The following is a 20,280-nucleotide window of genomic DNA, read 5'->3' on the forward strand; positions in this document are numbered from 1 at the left end:
ATCAAGGTGCCGCCCCGGGCAAGTCGGTCTTTCGATCGTTGCCGGGCGGTTAGCGGGGCCGGATTTTAGACCCAACCTTTGGAGAATACCCATGTCCGTCACCATGCGCGAAATGCTGGAAGCCGGTGTCCACTTCGGCCACCAGACCCGCTTCTGGAACCCCAAGATGGCCCCGTTCATCTTCGGCCATCGCAACAAGATCCACATCATCAACCTGGAAAAGTCGCTGCCGATGTTCCAGGAGGCGCAGAAGTTCGCCAAGCAGCTCACCGCCAACCGCGGCACCATCCTGATGGTCGGCACGAAGCGCCAGGCCCGCGAGATCCTGGCTGCCGAGGCGCAGCGCGCCGGCGTGCCCTACGTCGACCAGCGCTGGCTGGGCGGCATGCTCACCAACTTCAAGACCGTCAAGACCTCCATCAAGCGCCTGAAGGACATGAAGGCCCAGCAGGAAGCCGGCCTGGAGTCCATGAGCAAGAAGGAGCAGTTGACGTTCACCCGCGAGATCGAGAAGCTCGAGAAGGACATCGGCGGCATCCAGGACATGAACGCCCTGCCGGACGCCATCTTCATCATCGACGTGGGCTTCCACAAGATCGCCGTCGCCGAAGCCAAGAAGCTGGGCATCCCGCTGATCGGCGTGGTGGATTCCAACCACTCTCCTGAAGGCATCGACTACGTGATCCCCGGCAATGACGACTCGGCCAAGGCCGTGGCGCTGTACGCCCGCGGCATCGCCGACGCGATCATCGAAGGCCGTGCCAACGCCGTGAACGATGTGGTCAAGGCTGCCGCTCCCGAAGGCTCGGACGAATTCGTGGAAGTGGAAGAATCCGCTGCCTGAAGACCCGGCCGCGCGACCTGTCGCGAATGAAAGAGGGGCTCCTGGTTAGCCCCCTTTTTTTTAGCCTTGAATCCTGTAACGAACTGAAATCTGGAGAATTACCGATGGCTGCAATTACCGCTAGCATGGTTGCCGAACTGCGCGCGAAGACCGACGCTCCCATGATGGAGTGCAAGAAGGCCTTGACGGAAGCCGACGGCGATCTGGCCAAGGCCGAGGAACTGCTGCGCGTCAAGCTGGGCACCAAGGCTGGCAAGGCTGCCGCCCGCATCACCGCTGAAGGCGTGGTCGCCAGCTTCATCGACGGCACGACCGGTGCCCTGATCGAAGTGAACAGCGAAACCGACTTCGTGAGCAAGAACGACAGCTTCATCGCCCTGGCCAAGGCCGCGGCCGAGCTGGTCGCCAAGCACAACCCCACCGACGTGGAAGCCCTGGGCGCGCTGGCCTACAGCCAGGAAAGCTTCGGCCCCACGCTGGAAGAAGTGCGCAAGGGCCTGATCGGCAAGATCGGCGAGAACATGTCGTTCCGCCGCTTCAAGCGCTTCTCGGGCTCCAAGCTGGCCTCCTACCTGCACGGCACCCGCATCGGCGTGGTGGTGGAGTTCGACGGCGACGAAACCGCCGCCAAGGACGTCGCCATGCACATCGCCGCCATGAAGCCCGTGGCCCTGACCAGCGCCGACGTGCCTGCCGAGCTGATCGAGAAGGAGCGCACCGTCGCCGCCGCCAAGGCTGCCGAATCCGGCAAGCCCGCCGACATCGCCGCCAAGATGGTGGAAGGCTCGGTTCAGAAGTACCTCAAGGAAGTCTCGCTGTTCGACCAGGTCTTCGTGAAGGCCGCCGACGGCAAGCAGACCGTGGGCCAGATGCTCAAGGCCGCCAACACCACCGTGAAGGGCTTCACGCTCTACGTAGTGGGCGAAGGCATCGAGAAGAAGGTGGACGACTTCGCGGCCGAAGTGGCTGCGCAAGTGGCCGCCGCCAAGGCCGCTGCCTGATCCCTGGTTCCGTACATTCCCCGATCCCGCCACCCGAAGAGAAACGCCCATGACCCTCGCCGCTCCAGCCCACAAGCGCATTCTGCTCAAGTTGTCTGGAGAGGCTCTCATGGGTGACGACTCCTTCGGCATCAACCGCGCCACCATCGTCCGGATGGTCGAGGAGATCGCCGAGGTCACGCGCATGGGCGTGCAGGTCGCGGTGGTGATCGGGGGCGGGAACATCTTCCGCGGCGTCGCCGGAGGCTCCGTCGGCATGGACCGCGCCACCGCCGACTACATGGGCATGCTGGCGACGGTCATGAACGCGCTCGCGCTGGCCGACGCCATGGACAAGCAGGGCCTCATCGCCCGCGTGATGTCGGCCATCGGCATCGAGCAGGTGGTGGAGCCCTACGTGCGGCCCAAGGCGCTGCAGTACCTGGAAGAGGGCAAGGTCGTGGTGTTCGCCGCGGGAACCGGCAATCCCTTCTTCACGACGGACACTGCCGCAGCGCTGCGCGGCGCCGAGATCGGTGCCGAGGTGGTGCTCAAGGCGACCAAGGTGGACGGCGTATACACCGCCGATCCCAAGAAGGACCCGACGGCGACGCGCTACGCGCAGCTCACCTTCGACGAGGCCATGTCGCGCAACCTCGGCATCCTGGATGCCACCGCGTTCGCGCTCTGCCGCGACCAGAAATTGCCCATCCGGGTCTTCTCGATCGTGAAGCACGGTGCACTCAAGCGCGTGGTGATGGGCGAGGACGAAGGAACGCTGGTGTACGCTTGACGCCCGACTGCACCGCGCCCCGGGCGGCTTGGCGCCGCCCGGGGTGACGGATGCGCGCACAGGAGAACACATGACGATTGCCGACATCAAGAAAAACACCGAAGCCAAGATGGACCAGTCCATCGTGGCGTTCAAGAACAACCTGGCCAAGATCCGCACCGGCCGTGCGAATCCGGCCCTGCTCGATTCCGTCCAGGTCGAGTACTACGGCTCGATGGTGCCGCTCTCGCAGGTCGCCAACGTGTCGCTGATCGACGCGCGCACCATCAGCGTCCAGCCGTGGGAAAAAGGCATGGGGGCCAAGATCGAGAAGGCCATCCGCGAAAGCGACCTGGGCCTGAACCCCGCGTCCCTGGGCGACCTCATCCGCGTGCCGATGCCGCCGATGAGCGAGGAGCGCCGCAAGGAGATGACCAAGCTCGCGCGCAACGAGGGCGAGGGCGCCAAGGTGGCCGTGCGCAACCTGCGCCGCGACGCCAACGAATCGGTCAAGAAGCTCGTGAAGGACAAGCTGGCCTCCGAGGACGAGCAGAAGCGCGCCGAAGCCGACATCCAGAAGGTGACCGACAAGCACATCGCCGAAGTCGATGCGCTCGTGGCCGCCAAGGAACAGGAAATCATGGCGGTCTGATCGGCCCGTTGCACGGGTTCGATCGATGCCTTCCATGTCCACTGCCTCGCCAGCCATTCCCCACCACATCGCCATCGTCATGGATGGCAATGGCCGGTGGGCCACGCGCCGGTTCCTGCCGCGGCTGGCCGGCCACAAGCAGGGGGTGGAGTCGCTCAAGCGCTGCGCCCGCGACTGCGTGGAGCGCGGCGTGTCCGTGCTGACCGTGTTTGCCTTTTCCTCCGAGAACTGGAACCGTCCCGCCGAGGAGGTGTCCGGTCTCATGGACCTGCTGGCCAAGGCCCTCGCGCGCGAGGTGCCGCAGCTGCAGAAGGATGGCGTGCGCCTGCACTTCGTGGGCGAGAAATCCACGCTGTCCGAGAAGGTCCGCGCCGGCCTGGCGCAGGCCGAGGCTTCCACGGCCCACAACGAACGCCTCGTGCTGAACGTGTGCTTCAACTACGGTGGGCGCTGGGACATCGCCCAGGCGGCTTCCGCGCTTGCGGCGCGCGGCGAGCCCATCACCGAGGCCAGTCTCCACACCGCCATGGGTCTGGCCCACGTGCCGGATCCCGACCTGGTGATCCGCACGGGCGGCGAGATGCGCATCAGCAATTTCCTGCTGTGGCAGTGCGCGTATTCCGAGCTGTACTTCAGCGACCGCCTCTGGCCCGATTTCGACGGCGCGGCCCTGGACCAGGCCATCGCAGCCTATGGGGCGCGCGAGCGCCGCTTCGGCAAGACATCCGAGCAACTGGTGGCCTCCCCGACCTCGTCGGCGTGCGCCTGAAGGAATTTCCCATGCTGGTGACGCGCATCCTCACGGCCATTGTCCTGCTGGCCATCCTGCTGCCAGCGCTTTTCGCCGGCTCGGCGGTGCCCTTCGCCGCCGTGGTGCTGGTGATCATGGCCGCCGCCGGCTGGGAGTGGGGCCGGCTGCAGGGGCTGGGCCAGCCGGCGTCCCTCGCGGCAGGCGCCGCCTGCGTGCTGCTCTGCGCCGCCAGCTGGGCGGGCGGCTGGACCGAGCGTCCGCTGCCCTGGCTCTGGGCTGCCGCCGGGGCGGGTTGGGTGCTCTGCGGCGCCTGGCTGCTGCGCCACGGTGTGGAGGGCTGGCCGCGCATCCCGCATCCCGTGCGCCTGGCCGGTGGGGTGCTGGCCCTCTGGCTGGCCTGGCTGGCCGCCGTGCAGGCGCGCACCGTCGGCATCAATTTCCTGCTGTCCGTGCTCGTCCTGGTCTGGGTCGCGGACATCTTCGCCTACTTCGCCGGACGGGCGTTCGGCCTGCGTTTCACGCGCTCCAGGCTGGCGCCGTCCATCAGCCCCGGCAAGAGCTGGGAGGGCGTCTGGGGCGGCATGGCCGGCGTGATCGTGCTCGCACTGGCCTGGGCGGCGGCCGATGCCGCCTCGCAGGCCCTGGTGCCGAGCTTCTACACGCGGCTGGCCGCCAAGGGCTGGTGGCTGCTGGTCATCGGCGCCGTGTTCATGGCCTGCATGAGCGTGGTGGGCGATCTGGTCGAGTCCCTGGTCAAGCGCAGCGCGGGCGCCAAGGACAGCAGCCGGCTCCTGCCCGGCCACGGCGGCGTGCTCGACCGCGTGGACGCGCTGCTGCCCACGCTGCCCCTGGCCATGATGCTCACCCATTTCGCTGCCCCATGAAACAACGCCTTACCGTCCTGGGTTCCACCGGCTCCATCGGAACCAGCACCCTGGACGTGGTCGCACGCCACCCCGGCCGCTACGAGGTCTTCGCGCTGAGCGCAGCCACGCAGGTGGACGCGATGGCTGCGCAGTGCCTGCGCTTTGGTCCGCGCTACGCAGTCATGGCGAGCCCGGAGCATGTCCGCGCGCTGCGCGAGGCGCTGGCCGCCCAGGGCTCGTCCACCGAGGTGATGGACACCCCCGATGCCCTGCAGGCGATCTCCGCCCATCCCGAGGTGGACGTGGTCATGGCGGCCATCGTCGGCGCCGCCGGGCTCGCTCCGTGCCTGGCCGCCGCGCGCGCGGGCAAGCGCCTGCTGCTGGCGAACAAGGAAGCGCTGGTCGTGGGCGGCGAGGTCTTCATGTCCGCGGTGCGCGAGGGCGGCGCCACGCTGCTGCCCATCGACAGCGAGCATTCCGCCATCTTCCAGTGCCTGCCGGAGGATGCGTCCTCCTGGCCGCGGCGCGTGGACCACATCCTGCTCACCGCGTCCGGCGGCCCGTTCCGCACCCGCGAGCCTGCCACCCTGCGCGACGTGACGCCCGAGCAGGCCTGCGCCCACCCCAACTTCTCCATGGGACGCAAGATATCGGTGGATTCCGCGACCATGATGAACAAGGCGCTGGAAGTGATCGAGGCGCGCTGGCTGTTCAATCTGGCGCCCGAGCAGATTCAGGTGGTCATCCATCCGCAGCAGATCATCCATTCGATGGTGCAGTTCAAGGATGCCTCCGTGCTGGCGCAGCTGGGCACGCCCGACATGCGCGTGCCCATCGCCTGCGGCCTCGCCTGGCCCGAGCGCATCGAGAGCGGCACGCCCCGGCTCGATTTCCGCAGCCTGGCGGCCCTGACCTTCGAGGAGGCCGACGCGACGCGCTTTCCCGGGCTGCACCTGTCGTGGCAGGCCCTGCGTGCCGCGCCGGGTACCACCGCGGTGCTCAATGCCGCCAACGAGGTGGCGGTGGCGTCGTTCCTGGAGCGCCGCATCCGTTTCGACCAGATCCACCGGCTGAATCTTGCAACTCTGGAGGCGGTATCGCCCTCCAACCCGGACTCGCTGGGCGCATTGCTCGACCTCGACGCCCAGGCGCGCTCGGTCGCGCGGCACCGGGCAGAGCGGCTAGCGGCCTGACCGCCGCGTTCCTCCACCGTACGGGAGTGCCACATGCTTCTCACCATCGTCGCCTTCGTCGTCGCCCTGGGCCTGCTCATCGCAGTCCATGAGTACGGCCACTACCGCGTGGCCGTGGCGTGCGGCGTCAAGGTCCTGCGTTTCTCCGTGGGCTTCGGCAAGCCGCTGCTGCGCTGGCAGCCGCGCGGGTCCTCCACCGAATTCGTGATCGGCGCCTTCCCGCTCGGGGGCTACGTGCGCATGCTCGATGAGCGCGAGGCGCCGGTGGACCCTGCCGAGCGCCATCTCGCCTTCAACAACAAGCCCTTGCGCGCGCGCGCGGCCATCGTGGCCGCGGGCCCCATCGCCAACCTGCTGCTGGCCGTCGCGCTGTATGCCGCGGTCAACTGGATCGGCGTCCAGGAGCCCCGGGCCATCCTCGCCAGCCCCGCCGCCGGCTCCGTGGCCTACGACGCCGGGCTGCGCGGCGGAGAACTGGTGGTGGGTGCCGCCATCGGCGCCGAGGAGTCGGAGCCGGTGCGCTCCTTCGAGGACCTGCGCTGGGCGCTCACGCGCGGCGCCCTCGACGGCCAGGACGTGCGGCTGCAGGTCGAATCCGATCCGGGTGCCCCGCAACGCGAGCTGGTGCTGGAGCTGCACGACTTCGATGCGCGCGAGGCCGACGCACAGCTGTTCCGCAAGATCGGCGTGCTGGGCCCGTGGACCCGTCCGGTCATCGGCGAGGTCGTTGCCGGCGGCGCCGCGCAGCGTGCCGGCCTGCGTGAAGGGGACACGGTGCTGCAGGTGGGTGCCACGCCCGTGGTGGACGGCCAGCAGTTGCGCGAACTGATCCGTGCCTCCGTGCGGGACGGCAAGGCCGCCACGCAGACCTGGCGCATCGACCGGGCAGGGCGCGCGGTCGATCTGCAGGTGACGCCCGACGTGGTGCGCCAGGACGGCGCGGCGCCCGCGGGCCGCATCGGCGCCTACGTGGGCGCCCAGCCTGCGATGGTCACCGTGCGCCACGGCCCGCTCGAAGGCCTCTGGAACGGCGTGACGCGCACCTGGGAAGTCTCCGCACTCACGCTGCGCATGATGGGCCGCATGGTGATCGGCGAAGCCTCGCTCAAGAACCTGAGCGGCCCGCTCACCATCGCCGATTACGCGGGCCGTTCGGCCAGCCTCGGATTCACCCAGTATCTCGTGTTCCTGGCCCTCATCAGCGTGAGCCTCGGGGTGCTGAACCTGCTGCCGCTGCCGGTCCTCGATGGGGGCCACCTGATGTATTATCTTTGGGAAGGCGTGACCGGCAGGGGCGTGTCCGACGCCTGGATGGAGCGATTGCAGAGGGGCGGCGTCGCATTGCTCCTCGTGATGATGTCCATCGCCCTCTTCAACGACGTCACCCGGCTTTTTGGCTAAACCTACCGCCGCATGAATCCGCCATGTCGGCACCAGTTCACTCATGAAAAAACACATCAACCGCCTGGGCGTGCGTACGGCATGCGCCGTCGCCGCCATGGTCTTCGTCGCGCAGGCTGCCTGGGCCCTTGAACCCTTCAAGGTCCAGGACATCCGAGTGGAAGGCCTTCAGCGCGTGGAGCCGGGCACGGTGTTCGCCTCCATGCCGCTGCGCGTGGGTGACGACTACAACGACGAGAAGGGCGCGGCCGCCATCCGCTCCCTCTTCGCGCTGGGCCTGTTCAAGGACGTGCGCCTGGAGGCCAGCGGCAACGTGCTCGTGGTGGTCGTGGAGGAGCGTCCGACCATCGCCGACGTCGATTTCGCCGGCACCAAGGAGTTCGACAAGGACACCCTCAAGAAGGCCATGCGGGACGTGGGCCTGACCGAAGGGCGGCCCTACGACAAGGCCCTGACCGACCGGGCCGAGCAGGAGCTCAAGCGCCAGTACATCAACAAGAGCCTGTACGGCGCCGAGGTGGTGACCACGGTGACGCCCATCGAGCGCAACCGCGTCAACCTCACCTTCACGGTGACCGAGGGCGAGCCGGCCAAGATCAAGGACATCCACATCAATGGCGCGCAGGCCTTCAGCGAATCCACGCTCAAGGGCCTGTTCGACCAGGACACCGGCGGCTGGCTGAGCTGGTACACCAAGTCCGACCGCTATTCCCGCACCAAGCTCAACGCCGACCTGGAAACGCTGCGCTCCTACTACCTCGCGCGCGGCTACCTCGAGTTCCGCATCGACTCCACGCAGGTCGCGGTATCGCCGGACAAGCAGGACATCAGCATCACGATCAACATCACCGAAGGCCAGCGCTACGTGGTCTCCGGCGTGAAGCTGGAGGGCAACTACCTGGACCGCGACGACGAGTTCAAGTCCCTCATCACCATCCAGCCCGGCGAGCCCTACAACGCCGACAAGGTCACCGAGACCACCAAGGCCTTCACCGACCACTTCGGCAACTTCGGCTTCGCCTTCGCCCGCGTGGAGGCCGTGCCCGAGATCGACCGCGAGAACAACCGCGTGGCCCTCGTGCTGCGCGCCGAACCCTCGCGCCGCGCCTACGTGCGACGCATCGTGGTGAGCGGCAACAACCGCACCCGCGACGAAGTCATCCGCCGCGAGTTCCGCCAGTACGAGGCCTCCTGGTACGACGGCGACAAGATCAAGCTGTCGCGCGACCGGGTGGACCGCCTGGGCTACTTCACCGAGGTGAACGTCGAGACGCAGGAGGTCTCGGGCTCCCCCGACCAGGTCGATCTCGTGGTGAACGTGGCCGAGAAGCCCACCGGCTCCCTGCAGCTGGGCGCGGGCTTCTCCAGCGCCGAGAAGGTGTCGCTGTCGTTCAGCATCAAGCAGGAGAACGTGTTCGGCTCGGGCAACTACCTGGGCGTGGACGTGAACACCAGCAAGTACCGCCGCACGCTGGTGCTCAGCACCACCAACCCGTACTTCACCCCGGACGGCATCTCCCGCACGCTGGACTTCTACTACCGCACCGACAAGCCTTACGAGGACCAGGGCGGCAACTACCAGCTCATCACCGCCGGCACGAGCGTGCGCTTCGGCATCCCGTTCAGCGAGACCGACACCGTGTTCTTCGGCGGCGGTCTGGAGAACACGCGCATCAAGCTGGGCACGAACATCCCCGCGGCCTACCTCGCCTACGCCAACACGTACGGCACCAGCAGCACGGCCATCCCCCTGACGGTGGGCTGGTCGCGCGACGACCGCGACAGCGCCCTGGCGCCGAATTCGGGCCGCTACCAGCGCCTGAATTCCGACTGGTCGGTGGCGGGCGACGCGCGCTACGTGCGGGCGAACTACCAGTTCCAGCAGTACGTGCCGCTGAACAAGAAATTCACCCTGGCGTTCAACTCCGAACTGGGCTGGGGCAAGGGCCTGAACGGCCGTCCGTTCCCGGTGTTCAAGAACTTCTACTCCGGCGGCCTCGGCTCGGTGCGCGGCTTCGACCAGGGCACCCTGGGCCCGCGCGATGTCACCGGCGCCTCCCTGGGCGGCCCGAAGAAGGTCACGCTCAATGCGGAATTCATCGCGCCGTTCCCCGGCGCGGGCAACGACCGTACGCTGCGCGTGTTCACGTTCGTGGACGCCGGCAACGTTTACGGCGAAGACGAGAAGGTTTCCTTCAGCGACATGCGTGTCTCTGCGGGCCTGGGCCTGAGCTGGATTTCCCCGCTCGGTCCGCTTCGCCTCGCTTTCGCGCAACCGGTGCGCAAGTTCGCCGGCGATAAAATCCAGAAATTGCAATTCCAGATCGGAACGTCTTTCTAATGAAATCCCTTTCCCGCCATATTCCCCTGGTCCTTCTGCTCGGCGCGCTCGGCGCAGCCGTGCCTGCGCAGGCACAGGAGTTCAAGGCCGGTTTCGTGAATACCGACCGCATCTTCCGTGAAGCCAGCACGGCCAAGGCCGCACAGGCCAAGCTGGAACAGGAGTTCGCCAAGCGCGAGAAGGACCTCGTGGACCAGGGCAGTGCGCTCAAGGCCGCCACCGAGAAGTTCGAGCGCGAGGCCCCCACCATGGCCGAGAGCCAGCGCACGGCCCGCCAGCGCCAGCTGGCCGACCAGGACCGCGACTTCCAGCGCAAGCGCCGCGAGTTCCAGGACGACCTGGCCGCGCGCAAGAACGAAGAGCTGGGCCAGGTGCTGGAGCGTGCCAACAAGGCCGTCAAGCAGGTGGCCGAGGCCGAGAAGTACGACGTCATCCTGCAGGAAGCCGTCTACATCAACCCCAAGCACGACATCACCGACAAGGTGATCAAGGCGCTCAACGCAACGGCAGGCACCGGTGCGAAGTGATCTCGGCCGCCGTGGCGCGGCGCTCCCGGGGCTTCCCGCGTGAGCGTGCGCCTCGGACAGATTGTTGAGGCGCTCGGCGGAACGATCGAAGGAGGCGACGGCAGCGTCGAGATCCTTCGCATCGCCCCGCTGGACTCGGCGGAACCGGGCGACCTGGCCTTCCTGAGCAATCCGCGCTATCGGCAACAACTGGCCGCCTCCCGGGCGGCCTGTGTCATTGTGGCTCCCGCATTGCGCGATGCCGCGCTGGCGCGTGGCGCATGCATCGTCACAGACGACCCGTACGCGTACTTCGCTCGCGCCACCCAGTTGTGGAAGCGCCTGCATGGCCGCGCACCCGCCGCCGGCGTGCATCCGTCCGCCGTGGTGGACCCGGAGGCCGCCATCGATCCGTCGGCGAGTATCGGCCCGCTGTGCGTGGTCGGGGCCGGCGTGCACATCGGCGCGGGCACGGTGCTGACCTCGCGCGTCACCGTGGCCGAAGGCTGCCGCATCGGCGAGCGCTGCCTCGTGCATCCGGGCGTGGTGATCGGGGCGGACGGCTTCGGCTTCGCCTCCGAGGGCGGGGCGTGGACCAAGATCGAGCAGCTGGGCGCGGTGCGCATCGGCAACGACGTGGAGATCGGCGCCAACACCTGCATCGACCGCGGCGCGCTCGACGACACCGTCATCGAGGATGGCGTCAAGCTCGACAACCTCGTGCAGATCGGCCACAACGTGCACATCGGGCGGCACACGGCCGTGGCCGGCTGCACGGGCGTGTCCGGCAGCACGCGCATCGGCGCGCACTGCATGATCGGCGGCGCGGCGATGATCCTGGGGCACCTGGAGATCGCCGACGGCGTGCAGGTGTCTCCCGGCACGGCCATCACGCGGTCCGTCCTGCGGCCCGGGCTCTACTCCGGCATGTTTCCCTTCGACGAAAATTCGAAGTGGGAAAAGAACGCGGCCACGCTGCGCCAGCTCCACGGGCTGCGCGCGCGCATCATGGCCCTCGAAGAACAGATACGAAAAGACGGTCCCACCGCACACATCCAATGATGGACATCCACCAAATCCTCAAGCTCCTGCCGCACCGCTATCCCTTCCTGCTGGTGGACCGCGTCGTCGAACTCGAAAGGGGCCAGCGCATCCAGGCGATCAAGAACGTCACGATCAACGAGCCGTTCTTCACCGGGCATTTCCCCAGCCGTCCGGTGATGCCGGGCGTGCTGATGCTCGAGGCGCTCGCGCAGGCGGCGGGCCTGCTGTCCTTCGACATGATGGGCGAGGCCCCCGGCGACGACAAGGTGTTCTACTTCGTCGGCATCGACGGCGCGCGCTTCAAGCGGCCCGTGGAGCCGGGCGACCAGCTCATCCTGGACGTGAAGCTCGACCGCATCAAGGGCGGCATCTACAAGTTCGGCGGCGTGGCGCGCGTGGGCGACAGCATCGCCTGCGAAGCCGAGATCATGTGCACCATGCGGACCGTCGCCTGACGGGCCGGGGCACGGGACATGAGCAGCATCCATCCCACGGCCATCGTCGATCCGGGCGCCGAGCTGGACAGCTCGGTCACCGTCGGCCCCTATGCGGTCATCGGGCCCAAGGTGTGCATCGGGGCCGGGACGAGTGTCGGGCCGCACTGCGTCATCGAGGGCCGCACGACGATCGGGCGTGACAACCGGATCTTCCAGTTCGCCTCGCTCGGCGCGGTTCCCCAGGACAAGAAGTACGCCGGGGAAGACACCTGCCTGGAGATCGGCGACCGCAACACGATCCGCGAATTCTGCACGTTCAACCTCGGCGTGCCGGGCGCGGGCGGCGTCACGCGCGTGGGCGACGACAACTGGATCATGGCGTACTGCCACATCGCCCACGACTGCCTGGTGGGCAACCACACCACGCTCTCGAACAACACCACGCTGGCCGGCCACGTGGAGCTGGGCGACTGGGTGACCATCGGGGGACTGGTGGGCATCCACCAGTTCGTGAAGATCGGCGCGCATGCCATGGTGGGTTTCGCGTCGGCGGTATCGCAGGACGTGCCCCCCTTCATGCTGGTCGATGGCAATCCGATGGGCGTGCGCGGCTTCAACATCGTCGGCCTGAGGCGCCGCGGCTTCTCCGCGGACCGCCTCGCCGCGGTCAAGCAGATGCATCGCCTGCTGTACCGCCAGGGGCTGACCCTGGAGGCGGCCGTGAAGGCGCTCGAGGCGCTTGCGGCCGAGCACCCCGAGGCCGCGGTCGACATCGCCCTGCTGCGCGATTTCATCGCCTCCTCGACGCGCGGTATTGCACGCTGAAGGGAAGTGCGCAGCCATGCAAGACGCCCCGCGCATCGCGATGGTGGCCGGCGAGACGTCCGGCGACCTGCTCGCCGGCCTGCTCCTGGATGGCCTGCAGGCGCAGTGGCCGGCGGTGTCCGCGCAGGGCATCGGCGGGCCGCAGATGGAACGCCGGGGCTTCCGGTCCCTGTGGCCGAGCGAGCGCCTCGCGGTGCACGGCTACAGCGTCGAACTGGTGCGCCGCCTGTGGGGCATCGTGCGCATCCGACAGCAACTGCGCCGGCACCTGCTGGCGGAGCGGCCCGGCCTGTTCATCGGCGTCGATGCCCCGGATTTCAACCTGGGCCTGGAGGCCGACCTGCGCGCCGCGGGCATCAGGACCGTGCATTTCGTCTGCCCCTCCATCTGGGCCTGGCGTGCGGAGCGCGTCCACAAGATCCGCCGCAGCGCGGACCATGTGCTGTGCATCTTCCCCTTCGAGCCTGAACTGCTGGCCCGCCACGGCATCGATGCCACCTACGTGGGCCATCCGCTGGCGCAGGTCATTCCGATGGAGCCCGACCGCCTCGCGGCCCGCGCACAGCTGGGCCTGGGCGCGGACGACGAGGTGCTGGCCATCCTGCCCGGCAGCCGCTCCGCGGAAGTCGCCTACATTGCCCGGCCGTTCTTCCAGGCGGCGGCGCTGCTGCGGCAGGCACGGCCCGGCCTGAAGATGGTGGTGCCCGCGGTGCCGGCGCTGCGCGCGCGCATCGAGCAGATCGCCGCCGAGTGCGGCATGCGCGATGCGCTGCAGATCACGGCCGGCCAGTCCCACACGGTGCTGGCCGCCTGCGACTGCACGCTGATCGCCAGCGGAACCGCGACGCTCGAGGCCGCATTGTTCAAGCGGCCAATGGTCGTCGCATACCACATGCACCCCGTCAGCTGGCGCCTGATGCGCCGCAAGCAGTTGCAGCCCTGGGTGGGACTGCCCAACATCCTGTGCGGCGACTTCGTGGTGCCTGAACTGCTGCAGGACGCGGCCACGCCTCAGGCCCTGGCTGCCGCCGTGCGGCAATGGCTGGATGCGCCAGCCGCCCGGCGCGACGCGCTGGCGCGGCGCTTCACCGCGCTGCACGAGGAACTGCGCCGCGATACCCCGAGATTGGCCGCCGATGCGATCCAGAAAATCCTTGCCGCGCGTTGAGCAGGCCCATCTGCCATGGCACCCGCCAGGACTCGTCGCGGGCGTGGACGAGGCGGGCCGCGGGCCGCTGGCCGGGCCCGTGGTGGCCGCGGCCGTGATCCTGGACGAACTGCAGCCCATCGAAGGCCTGGCGGACTCCAAGACCCTCACCGCCGCGCGCCGCGAGGCGCTGTTCGACGAGATCCGCGCCAAGGCGCTGTGCTGCAGCGTCGCCGAGGCCACGGTGGAGGAGATCGATACGCTGAACATCCTGCAGGCCACCATGCTGGCGATGCGCCGCGCCGTGGCCGGGCTGCGGCTCAAGCCGGTGCGCGTTCTCGTGGATGGCAACCGCCTGCCGCCGCTGGATGTACCCGCCGAGGCCATCGTCAAGGGCGATGCGCTGGTGCAGGCCATCTCCGCCGCGTCCATCCTGGCCAAGGTCACGCGCGACCGCTGGTGCGCGCAGCTGCACGAGGCCTATCCGCACTATGGCTTCGCCTCGCACAAGGGCTACGGCACTGCGGAGCACATGGCGGCCCTGCAGGCCCACGGCGCATGCCCGGAACACCGCCGGTCCTTCGCGCCGGTGGCGGCGGCGGTGCAGCGCACCGTGATCTTGAAGGCCACGGCGGGTGCCACCCTGGCCACCGTGGAAACCGCCGTGTCCGTGCGCCCCTTGGCGCCCCGGTCCGCGGAAGGACTGCACGCATGACCGGCGGGCCGACCTTCATCCAGTCGCGCGACAACGCGTTCGTGAAGGACCTGCGCCGGCTGGCGCAGGACAGCGGCGCCTACCGCCGGCAGGGCCGTGTCTGGCTCGAGGGCGACCATCTCTGCCGTGCCGCGCTGGAGCGCGGCGTGCAGCCGGCGATCGGCGTCTATGCCGAATCCGCCTGGCCGGCGTGGGAGCACGAGTGGGGAAGCGTCGCAGCGCGCAACGTGGTGCTGGCCGATGCGCTCTGGGCCGACGTGAGCGGCCTGGAGTCGCCTGCGCGCATGGGCTTCGTGGTGCCTGCGCCCGAGGCGCCGGTGCTGCAATCCGGCCTGCCGACGGTGGTGCTGGACCGGCTGCAGGACGCCGGAAACGTGGGATCCATCCTGCGCAGCGCCTCGGCGTTCGGTTTCCGGCAGGTCGCGGCGCTGAAAGGCACGGCCGGCCTCTGGAGCCCCAAGGTACTGCGGGCGGGCATGGGCGCGCATTTCGCCCTGCACCTGGTGGAGGGGCTGGCGGTGGATGACATCGACGCGCTGGCCCTGCCGCTGCTGGCCACGAGCTCGCACAGCGGCGACTTGCTGCACCGCGCGCGCCTGCCCTGGCCCTGCGGCTGGATCCTGGGCCACGAAGGGCAGGGCGTGTCCGAGGCGCTGCAGCAGCGTGCCACGCACCTGATCCGGATCGCGCAGCCGGGCGGCGAGGAATCGCTCAACGTGGGGGCGGCGGCGGCCATCTGCCTGCACGCCAGCGCGGCGCACGCGGATTCCGCGGGGCACGGTTGATCGGCTGCCTGCCGTCATGCATCAAGGGGGAAGGAAAGTTTCTCCTGCCGTGAGCGGTGGATGCCGGTAGGTCGCCGGCGTGCGGCTCAGCGCCACCGGGCTTCCCAGGCCCCGGTAACCGGACTCCATCTCGACCACCATCTTCCGGTGCACGGTGTGCGGATGCTCCAGCGCCGCGTCTACTTGGAGCACCGGCGCCGCCGGCACGCCGGCGGCCATCAGCCGTTCGACCAGCGTGGCGGCCTGCCATGTCTGCGTCGCGTCCTCCAGCAGAGGTTTCAGTTCCGACCGATGGCGCGATCGGTCACCCGCCCGTGCAAAACGCGGATCGTCCGCCAGCCCCGGAAGGCCTATGCAGCGGCAGAAGGCTGCGAACTGGCGGTCATTGCCCACCGTGACGAAGACCGGCTCGCTGGCGGTGCGCAGCGTATCGTACGGATAGATGTTGGAATGGGCATTGCCGGTACGGCCCGGTACGCGTCCATCCATGAACCAGTTCGCCGCATGCGGATGCAGCAGTGAGATGCCGCTGTCGTAGAGCGCCACCTCGACGAGCTGGCCCCGGCCGCTGCGCTGGCGCTCCTGCAGGGCGAGCAGTACGCCGATGACGGCATGCAGCCCCGTCACCATGTCCACCACGGGCAGGCCGACGCGCAGTGCGTCGCCGCCCCGCTCGCCGTTGACGCTCATGATGCCGGCCATGGCCTGAACCGCCGCGTCGTAGCCCGGCAGGCCGCCCAGCGGGCCATCGCTGCCGAAGCCGCTCACGCGGCACCACACCAGCCGCGGAAAACGCCGCGACAACTCGCCATAGCCGATGCCCCAGCGCTCCATGGTGCCGGACTTGAAGTTCTCCACGAGCACGTCGGCCTGCGCCGCCAGTTCCAGCAGGCGGGCCCGGCCCTCCTCGCTGGACAGGTCGAGGTGCTGCACCCGTTTGTTGCGGTTCAGCCCCATGTAGTACGACGCCACGCCATCGCGGAACGGCGGGCCCCAGGTGCGCGTGTCGTCGCCCTCTGGCGGCTCCACCTTGAGCACGTCGGCACCGTGGTCGCCCAGAATCTGGCCGCAGTACGGCCCGCCAAGTATGCGCGAGAGATCGAGCACCCGGATGCCGGCCAGTGCGCCAGTGCCTGCCGTCGTATCAGTCAAGGCGGACTCCCGATTGCTGGATCACCTGCGCCCACTTGGCCGTCTCGTCGGCGATGAAGCGCCCCAGCGCCTAGGGGCGGGTATCGGCAGCGGCTTCCAGCCCCTGCGAGGCGAACAGCGTCCTGACCTTGGCGGTGGAGAGCGCTTCGGCGAATGCCTTGTTGAGGATGGCGATGCGGTCGGCCGGCGTACCCGCGGGGGCCACCACGCCGAAGAACACGCTGACGTCGTAGCCCGGATAGCCCTGCTCGGCCACCGTGGGCACATCGGGCAGGGCCTGGGAGCGCCTGGAGGTCGTCACCCCGAGCGCGCGCAGCCTGCCGGCCTTGACGTAGGGCTGGGCGGTCAGCACGTCGGTGAAGCTCATGGCGACCTGCCCCCCCAGCAGGTCATTGAGCGCGGGGCCGGTGCCCTTGTAGGGGATGTGCAGGAAGTCGGTCCCCGCCACGGAGTTGAACAGCACCCCCGCCAGGTGCGACGATGCACCACTGCCCGAGGAGGCGTACGCCAGCTTGCCCGGATGGGCCCGGCCGTACGCAACGAGCTCCTGCACGCTCTGCGCCGGCACGCCGGGATGCACCACCAGCACGTTGGGCAGGTAGCCCACCCGGATCACCGGCGCATAGCTCTTGACCGGGTCGTAACCTATCCTGGCGTAGAGGCTCGCATTGATGGCAAGGGGGCCGGAGGTGCCGAACATGAGCGTGTAGCCGTCGGCATCCGCCCGCGCCACGTGCTCTGCGCCGATGTTGCCGTTGGCCCCCGCGCGGTTCTCCACGATCATCGGCTGCCCGATACGGTCCTTGATCTCCGCGGCCAGGGTGCGCGCCATGGCATCGGTCGGTCCGCCCGGCGGGTAGGGGATCACCAGGGTGACCGGCTTGGCCGGGAAGGCGTCCGCAGCCCCCGCGGACGCCAGGAGGGGAGCCGCCAGCAGGGCGCAGGCGGCGGACATCAGGGTACGTTTCTTCATCTTGCTTTGTCTCCGTTGTGTCTGTAGTGGCGGGCGGCTCAGGCCGTGGCGGCGGCCTCCCGTGTCGCGCCGCGGCGGTCCTGCCATTCGGCTGGCGGCACGTCGGGCCGCAGCGGATCGCGCGGCAGCACGCGATGCCACAGCGCCATCCGTGCCCAGTGCATCCGCGCAGCCGAACCGGTCCTGCCGGCCTCCCAGGCCATGGCGATGGCGCTGGTGCAGTGGTAGAGCGCGGACGCGGCCTGGCGGGCCAGCACCTCGCCGCCGCCCTCCTGCAGCGCGGTCTCGGCCAGCGCGCAGGCCCGGTCGAAGCTGTGGCGCAGTGCGGTGGCGAAGGCCGGGGGGCAGGGCGGCGTCCTCCAGCAGCGCGGCGTTGTGGGCGGACAGCACGGGCAGCGAGCCTTCGCGGCGGATGGCGCGCAGCACATCCAGCGCGACGATGTTGCTCGTGCCTTCCCAGATCGAGCCCAGGTGCGCGTCGCGCACCAGGCGCGCGTCGCTGAACTCCTCGATGTAGCCGCAGCCGCCGCGCACTTCCATCGCGTCGCCGGTCACCTTGCGTGCGTCGCGGCAGGCGCGGAACTTGATGAGCGGCGTGAGGATGCGCAGCAATGCATAGGCATCCTTCTCTCCGGCGTCCGAGCGCGCGAGCGCCCGTGCAGTCTGGAACACCATGGTCCGGGCCTGCTCCGCCGGCACGCGAAGCTTGTCGAGCTGGCGTCGCATGAGCGGCATGTCCTGCAGCGCACGGCCGAACGCACGGCGCCCGGAGGCGACGAATTCCGCCTCGGACACCGCCCGCCGCATCAGCCCGGCGGCTCGCACGCCGTTGGACAGTCGCGAGTTGTTCACCATGTCGGCCATCTGCACGAAGCCGCGGCCTTCCTCGCCCACGAGGTAGGCCACCGCGCCTGCGAGCTGGATCTCGCCGCTGGCCATGGAGCGCGTGCCCAGCTTGTCTTTCAACCGCACGATGCGGTAGTGGTTGAGGCTGCCGTCGTCCAGCCGGCGCGGCAGCAGGAAGAGCGACACCCCCTTCAACCCGTCGGGTGCGCCGTCGATGCGGGCCAGCACCATCGCGAACCCGGCGTCGGGGTTGGAGCAGAACCACTTGTCGCCGCTCAGGCGCCAGCTGCCGTCGCCGGCCGGCGTGGCGCGCGCGGCGGTGGCGGCGATGTCGGAGCCGGCGGCCTGTTCGGTCATGAACATGGCACCCTGGGCCAGTTCGCCGAAATCCAGCGACGTGAGGGTGGGCAGATAGCGGGCGACCAGATCCGGGCTGCCGAACTTGCGCAGTGTGCGCGTCAGCGAATCGGTCATCGAGACAGGGCAGCACAGGCCGAACTCGGCCTGCACGAAGAGATAGGTCAGGGTGTATTTGACCAGCGCCGGCATGGGGCCCCGCCAGCCCAGTGTTTCCTCGCGGTGGGACATGGCGCCCAGGCCGAATTCGCTGAGCGCCAGCCGTTCCATCTCGACGTAGGCCGGGTGCTTGACGATGCGCTGCACGTCGAGGCCGGTGCGCGTGCGGTGCTCGAGCACCGGCGGGCTCCGGTCGGCCGTGCCGGCCAGGTCGTCCAGCAGGCCCCCCGCAAGACTGCCCAGCCGCTCGAAGTGCGGCCGCATGTGCGCGTAGAGCGCGTCCGGCAGATAGAGCGCCAGCAGGGACTGCAGCTCGGTGTCGGTGTCGAACAGATTGCGGCCGTGGCCATCCGGAACCGGATGGGAATGGGCCGCCGGGAAGGGCTGCGGCATCGTGATGTCTCCTTGTCGATTCACTATTCTTGGGCGACTGGCTATTCGTGTCTAATATCGATTGGGTCTTGCACCATTCGAAACTCCTATCGCTACCGTCATGGAACCGCCATGGAACTGAGGCACCTGCGCTATTTCGTGGTCCTCGCGGACGAACTGCATTTCGGGCGCGCCGCGGTCCGCCTGAACATGTCCCAGCCGCCCCTTTCGGTGGCCATCCGGCAACTGGAGGAGCACGTCGGGGCGCAACTCTTCGAACGGACCCCCAAGGAGGTGCGCCTGACTCCCGCCGGCCGGGCCCTCAAGGCATCTGCGCGGCGGGTGCTGGCGCAAGCGGAGGAGGCGTTATCCGAGGCGCGCGACGTGGCGGGCGGGCTCGCAGGCCGGCTGCGCATCGGCTTCGTGGGTGCCATGCTGTACCGTGGACTGCCGCAGGCGCTGGGCGTTTTCCAGCAGCGCCATCCGGGGGTGCGCGTTTCGCTGCAGGAATTGAACTCCGGTGAACAGATCGGCGAGTTGCTGCACGACCGGCTGGACCTGGGGTTCGTCCATACGAGCCGCATGCCGGCGACGCTGCAGCACCGTCTGCTCGTGACGGAGCCCTTCCTGTGCTGCCTGCCGGCGGGGCACCGCCTGGCGCGCAGAAAGGCCATCGATCTGCGCGATCTCGCTGGCGAGCCTTTCGTGCTGTTCGCGCGGGCGGTCTCGCCCGACTACCATGCCCGCATCCTGTCGATCTGCGCGAGCGCCGGTTTCCAGCCGGAAATCGGGCACGAGGTGCGGCACTGGCTGGCGGTGGTCTCGCTGGTCTCGCAAGGCCTCGGCGTCGCCCTGGTGCCGCAGGCCATGGAGCATTCGCGCCTGCCGGGGGCGGTGTTCCGGCCGGTGGGCCCGGCCGTGGCGCAATCCGAGGCCTACGCCGTATGGCCCGCGGCGCCGGAAAATCCGTTGGTCGGCGATCTGATGGCGATCCTCGTGGCCGCAGGTTCCGGTGGGCGCCGGGAGCGCCGAGGGCGCACCCCATGAAAAAACCCCTGACTCTTGCGAATCAGGGGTTTTTTGTTTGGTGCCGGAGAGATGAATCGAACACCCGACCTTCTCATTACGAATGAGCTGCTCTACCGACTGAGCTACACCGGCG

General features: G+C 68.6%; 19 protein-coding genes, 1 tRNA gene and 1 pseudogene. 17 read left to right on the top strand and 4 right to left on the bottom strand.

Features of this window, described 5'->3' with window-relative positions; all coding sequences use genetic code 11:
• The first annotated feature begins 91 nt into the window (after positions 1-91).
• From rpsB to BLR05_RS10295, 16 genes are all read left to right on the top strand, one after another.
• The gene (rpsB, locus tag BLR05_RS10220) at positions 92-844 is read left to right on the top strand and encodes a 30S ribosomal protein S2 (RefSeq protein ID WP_092834304.1); all 753 of its coding nucleotides are present in this window, start codon (positions 92-94) and stop codon (positions 842-844) included.
• A 104-nt stretch (positions 845-948) separates the two neighbouring features.
• Positions 949-1,845 (top strand): translation elongation factor Ts, encoded by an 897-nt coding sequence (gene tsf, locus BLR05_RS10225; protein WP_092834306.1) that lies wholly within the window; start codon positions 949-951, stop codon positions 1,843-1,845.
• A 49-nt stretch (positions 1,846-1,894) separates the two neighbouring features.
• Positions 1,895-2,617, top strand: a complete 723-nt coding sequence (gene pyrH, locus BLR05_RS10230; RefSeq protein WP_019700064.1) for a UMP kinase — start codon at positions 1,895-1,897, stop codon at positions 2,615-2,617.
• 70 nt (positions 2,618-2,687) lie between these two features.
• A complete protein-coding gene (gene frr / locus BLR05_RS10235; RefSeq protein ID WP_092834308.1) occupies positions 2,688-3,248 on the top strand; it encodes a ribosome recycling factor in 561 nt (186 codons plus the stop codon).
• A gap of 34 nt (positions 3,249-3,282) precedes the next feature.
• A complete protein-coding gene (gene uppS, locus BLR05_RS10240) occupies positions 3,283-4,017 on the top strand; it encodes a polyprenyl diphosphate synthase (protein WP_377777748.1) in 735 nt (244 codons plus the stop codon).
• 11 nt (positions 4,018-4,028) lie between these two features.
• A complete protein-coding gene (locus BLR05_RS10245; RefSeq protein ID WP_092834461.1) occupies positions 4,029-4,883 on the top strand; it encodes a phosphatidate cytidylyltransferase in 855 nt (284 codons plus the stop codon).
• Positions 4,880-6,058: a 1-deoxy-D-xylulose-5-phosphate reductoisomerase gene (gene ispC, locus BLR05_RS10250; protein ID WP_092834312.1), complete on the top strand. Its 1,179-nt coding sequence runs from the start codon at positions 4,880-4,882 to the stop codon at positions 6,056-6,058. Before BLR05_RS10245 ends, ispC begins: the two co-directional genes overlap by 4 nt.
• Positions 6,059-6,091: 33 nt before the next feature.
• Positions 6,092-7,459, top strand: a complete 1,368-nt coding sequence (gene rseP / locus BLR05_RS10255) for an RIP metalloprotease RseP (protein WP_092834314.1) — start codon at positions 6,092-6,094, stop codon at positions 7,457-7,459.
• A 43-nt stretch (positions 7,460-7,502) separates the two neighbouring features.
• On the top strand, positions 7,503-9,800 hold the full coding sequence (gene bamA / locus BLR05_RS10260; protein ID WP_092834316.1) for an outer membrane protein assembly factor BamA: 2,298 nt from the start codon (positions 7,503-7,505) through the stop codon (positions 9,798-9,800).
• Positions 9,800-10,327 carry an OmpH/Skp family outer membrane protein gene (locus BLR05_RS10265; protein ID WP_092834318.1) on the top strand — a complete coding sequence of 176 codons (528 nt, stop codon included), beginning with the start codon at positions 9,800-9,802 and terminating at the stop codon, positions 10,325-10,327. Before bamA ends, BLR05_RS10265 begins: the two co-directional genes overlap by 1 nt.
• Before the next feature lie 39 nt (positions 10,328-10,366).
• The gene (gene lpxD, locus BLR05_RS10270) at positions 10,367-11,368 is read left to right on the top strand and encodes a UDP-3-O-(3-hydroxymyristoyl)glucosamine N-acyltransferase (protein ID WP_092834320.1); all 1,002 of its coding nucleotides are present in this window, start codon (positions 10,367-10,369) and stop codon (positions 11,366-11,368) included.
• The gene (gene fabZ, locus BLR05_RS10275; protein ID WP_092834322.1) at positions 11,365-11,805 is read left to right on the top strand and encodes a 3-hydroxyacyl-ACP dehydratase FabZ; all 441 of its coding nucleotides are present in this window, start codon (positions 11,365-11,367) and stop codon (positions 11,803-11,805) included. Before lpxD ends, fabZ begins: the two co-directional genes overlap by 4 nt.
• Before the next feature lie 18 nt (positions 11,806-11,823).
• Complete coding sequence (gene lpxA, locus BLR05_RS10280; RefSeq protein WP_092834324.1) at positions 11,824-12,612, top strand: acyl-ACP--UDP-N-acetylglucosamine O-acyltransferase; 789 nt, start codon at positions 11,824-11,826, stop codon at positions 12,610-12,612.
• Between the two features lie 16 nt (positions 12,613-12,628).
• The gene (gene lpxB / locus BLR05_RS10285) at positions 12,629-13,780 is read left to right on the top strand and encodes a lipid-A-disaccharide synthase (RefSeq protein WP_092834326.1); all 1,152 of its coding nucleotides are present in this window, start codon (positions 12,629-12,631) and stop codon (positions 13,778-13,780) included.
• Entirely contained in the window at positions 13,749-14,474 is a 726-nt protein-coding gene (rnhB, locus tag BLR05_RS10290; RefSeq protein ID WP_092834328.1) for a ribonuclease HII, read from the top strand. The genes lpxB and rnhB overlap by 32 nt, the downstream gene beginning before the upstream one ends.
• Positions 14,471-15,259: a TrmH family RNA methyltransferase gene (locus BLR05_RS10295; protein ID WP_092834330.1), complete on the top strand. Its 789-nt coding sequence runs from the start codon at positions 14,471-14,473 to the stop codon at positions 15,257-15,259. The genes rnhB and BLR05_RS10295 overlap by 4 nt, the downstream gene beginning before the upstream one ends.
• Before the next feature lie 21 nt (positions 15,260-15,280).
• Here BLR05_RS10295 and BLR05_RS10300 read toward each other — a convergent pair whose 3' ends face one another.
• The 3 genes and pseudogenes from BLR05_RS10300 to BLR05_RS10310 all read right to left on the bottom strand — a co-directional run bounded on the left by BLR05_RS10300 (position 15,281) and on the right by BLR05_RS10310 (position 19,139).
• Positions 15,281-16,411: a CaiB/BaiF CoA transferase family protein gene (locus BLR05_RS10300; RefSeq protein WP_092834332.1), complete on the bottom strand. Its 1,131-nt coding sequence runs from the start codon at positions 16,409-16,411 to the stop codon at positions 15,281-15,283.
• Between the two features lie 70 nt (positions 16,412-16,481).
• Complete coding sequence (locus tag BLR05_RS10305) at positions 16,482-17,471, bottom strand: Bug family tripartite tricarboxylate transporter substrate binding protein (RefSeq protein ID WP_092834334.1); 990 nt, start codon at positions 17,469-17,471, stop codon at positions 16,482-16,484.
• A pseudogene (locus BLR05_RS10310) lies at positions 17,423-19,139 on the bottom strand (acyl-CoA dehydrogenase family protein). The gene BLR05_RS10305 and the pseudogene BLR05_RS10310 overlap by 49 nt, the downstream one beginning before the upstream one ends.
• Before the next feature lie 111 nt (positions 19,140-19,250).
• Here BLR05_RS10310 and BLR05_RS10315 point away from each other — a divergent pair.
• Positions 19,251-20,165 (top strand): LysR family transcriptional regulator, encoded by a 915-nt coding sequence (locus tag BLR05_RS10315; protein WP_092834336.1) that lies wholly within the window; start codon positions 19,251-19,253, stop codon positions 20,163-20,165.
• 38 nt (positions 20,166-20,203) lie between these two features.
• On the opposite strand, the gene BLR05_RS10320 is transcribed toward BLR05_RS10315, so the two are convergent.
• A tRNA-Thr gene (locus BLR05_RS10320) sits at positions 20,204-20,279 on the bottom strand.
• Between the last annotated feature and the right edge of the window lies 1 nt (position 20,280).

It is taken from the genome of Paracidovorax cattleyae (genome assembly GCF_900104515.1).
Classification (GTDB): Bacteria; Pseudomonadota; Gammaproteobacteria; order Burkholderiales; family Burkholderiaceae_C; genus Paracidovorax; species Paracidovorax cattleyae.

Bases quoted from the DNA above. Each gene is read 5' to 3' on its own strand.
- rpsB (WP_092834304.1), top strand. From the start codon at position 92: ATGTCCGTCACCATGCGCGAAATGCTGGAAGCCGGTGTCCACTTCGGC.
- tsf (WP_092834306.1), top strand. From the start codon at position 949: ATGGCTGCAATTACCGCTAGCATGGTTGCCGAACTGCGCGCGAAGACC.
- pyrH (WP_019700064.1), top strand. From the start codon at position 1,895: ATGACCCTCGCCGCTCCAGCCCACAAGCGCATTCTGCTCAAGTTGTCT.
- frr (WP_092834308.1), top strand. From the start codon at position 2,688: ATGACGATTGCCGACATCAAGAAAAACACCGAAGCCAAGATGGACCAG.
- uppS (WP_377777748.1), top strand. From the start codon at position 3,283: ATGTCCACTGCCTCGCCAGCCATTCCCCACCACATCGCCATCGTCATG.
- BLR05_RS10245 (WP_092834461.1), top strand. From the start codon at position 4,029: ATGCTGGTGACGCGCATCCTCACGGCCATTGTCCTGCTGGCCATCCTG.
- ispC (WP_092834312.1), top strand. From the start codon at position 4,880: ATGAAACAACGCCTTACCGTCCTGGGTTCCACCGGCTCCATCGGAACC.
- rseP (WP_092834314.1), top strand. From the start codon at position 6,092: ATGCTTCTCACCATCGTCGCCTTCGTCGTCGCCCTGGGCCTGCTCATC.
- bamA (WP_092834316.1), top strand. From the start codon at position 7,503: ATGAAAAAACACATCAACCGCCTGGGCGTGCGTACGGCATGCGCCGTC.
- BLR05_RS10265 (WP_092834318.1), top strand. From the start codon at position 9,800: ATGAAATCCCTTTCCCGCCATATTCCCCTGGTCCTTCTGCTCGGCGCG.
- fabZ (WP_092834322.1), top strand. From the start codon at position 11,365: ATGATGGACATCCACCAAATCCTCAAGCTCCTGCCGCACCGCTATCCC.
- lpxA (WP_092834324.1), top strand. From the start codon at position 11,824: ATGAGCAGCATCCATCCCACGGCCATCGTCGATCCGGGCGCCGAGCTG.
- lpxB (WP_092834326.1), top strand. From the start codon at position 12,629: ATGCAAGACGCCCCGCGCATCGCGATGGTGGCCGGCGAGACGTCCGGC.
- rnhB (WP_092834328.1), top strand. From the start codon at position 13,749: ATGCGATCCAGAAAATCCTTGCCGCGCGTTGAGCAGGCCCATCTGCCA.
- BLR05_RS10295 (WP_092834330.1), top strand. From the start codon at position 14,471: ATGACCGGCGGGCCGACCTTCATCCAGTCGCGCGACAACGCGTTCGTG.
- BLR05_RS10305 (WP_092834334.1), bottom strand. From the start codon at position 17,471: ATGGCAGGACCGCCGCGGCGCGACACGGGAGGCCGCCGCCACGGCCTG.
- BLR05_RS10315 (WP_092834336.1), top strand. From the start codon at position 19,251: ATGGAACTGAGGCACCTGCGCTATTTCGTGGTCCTCGCGGACGAACTG.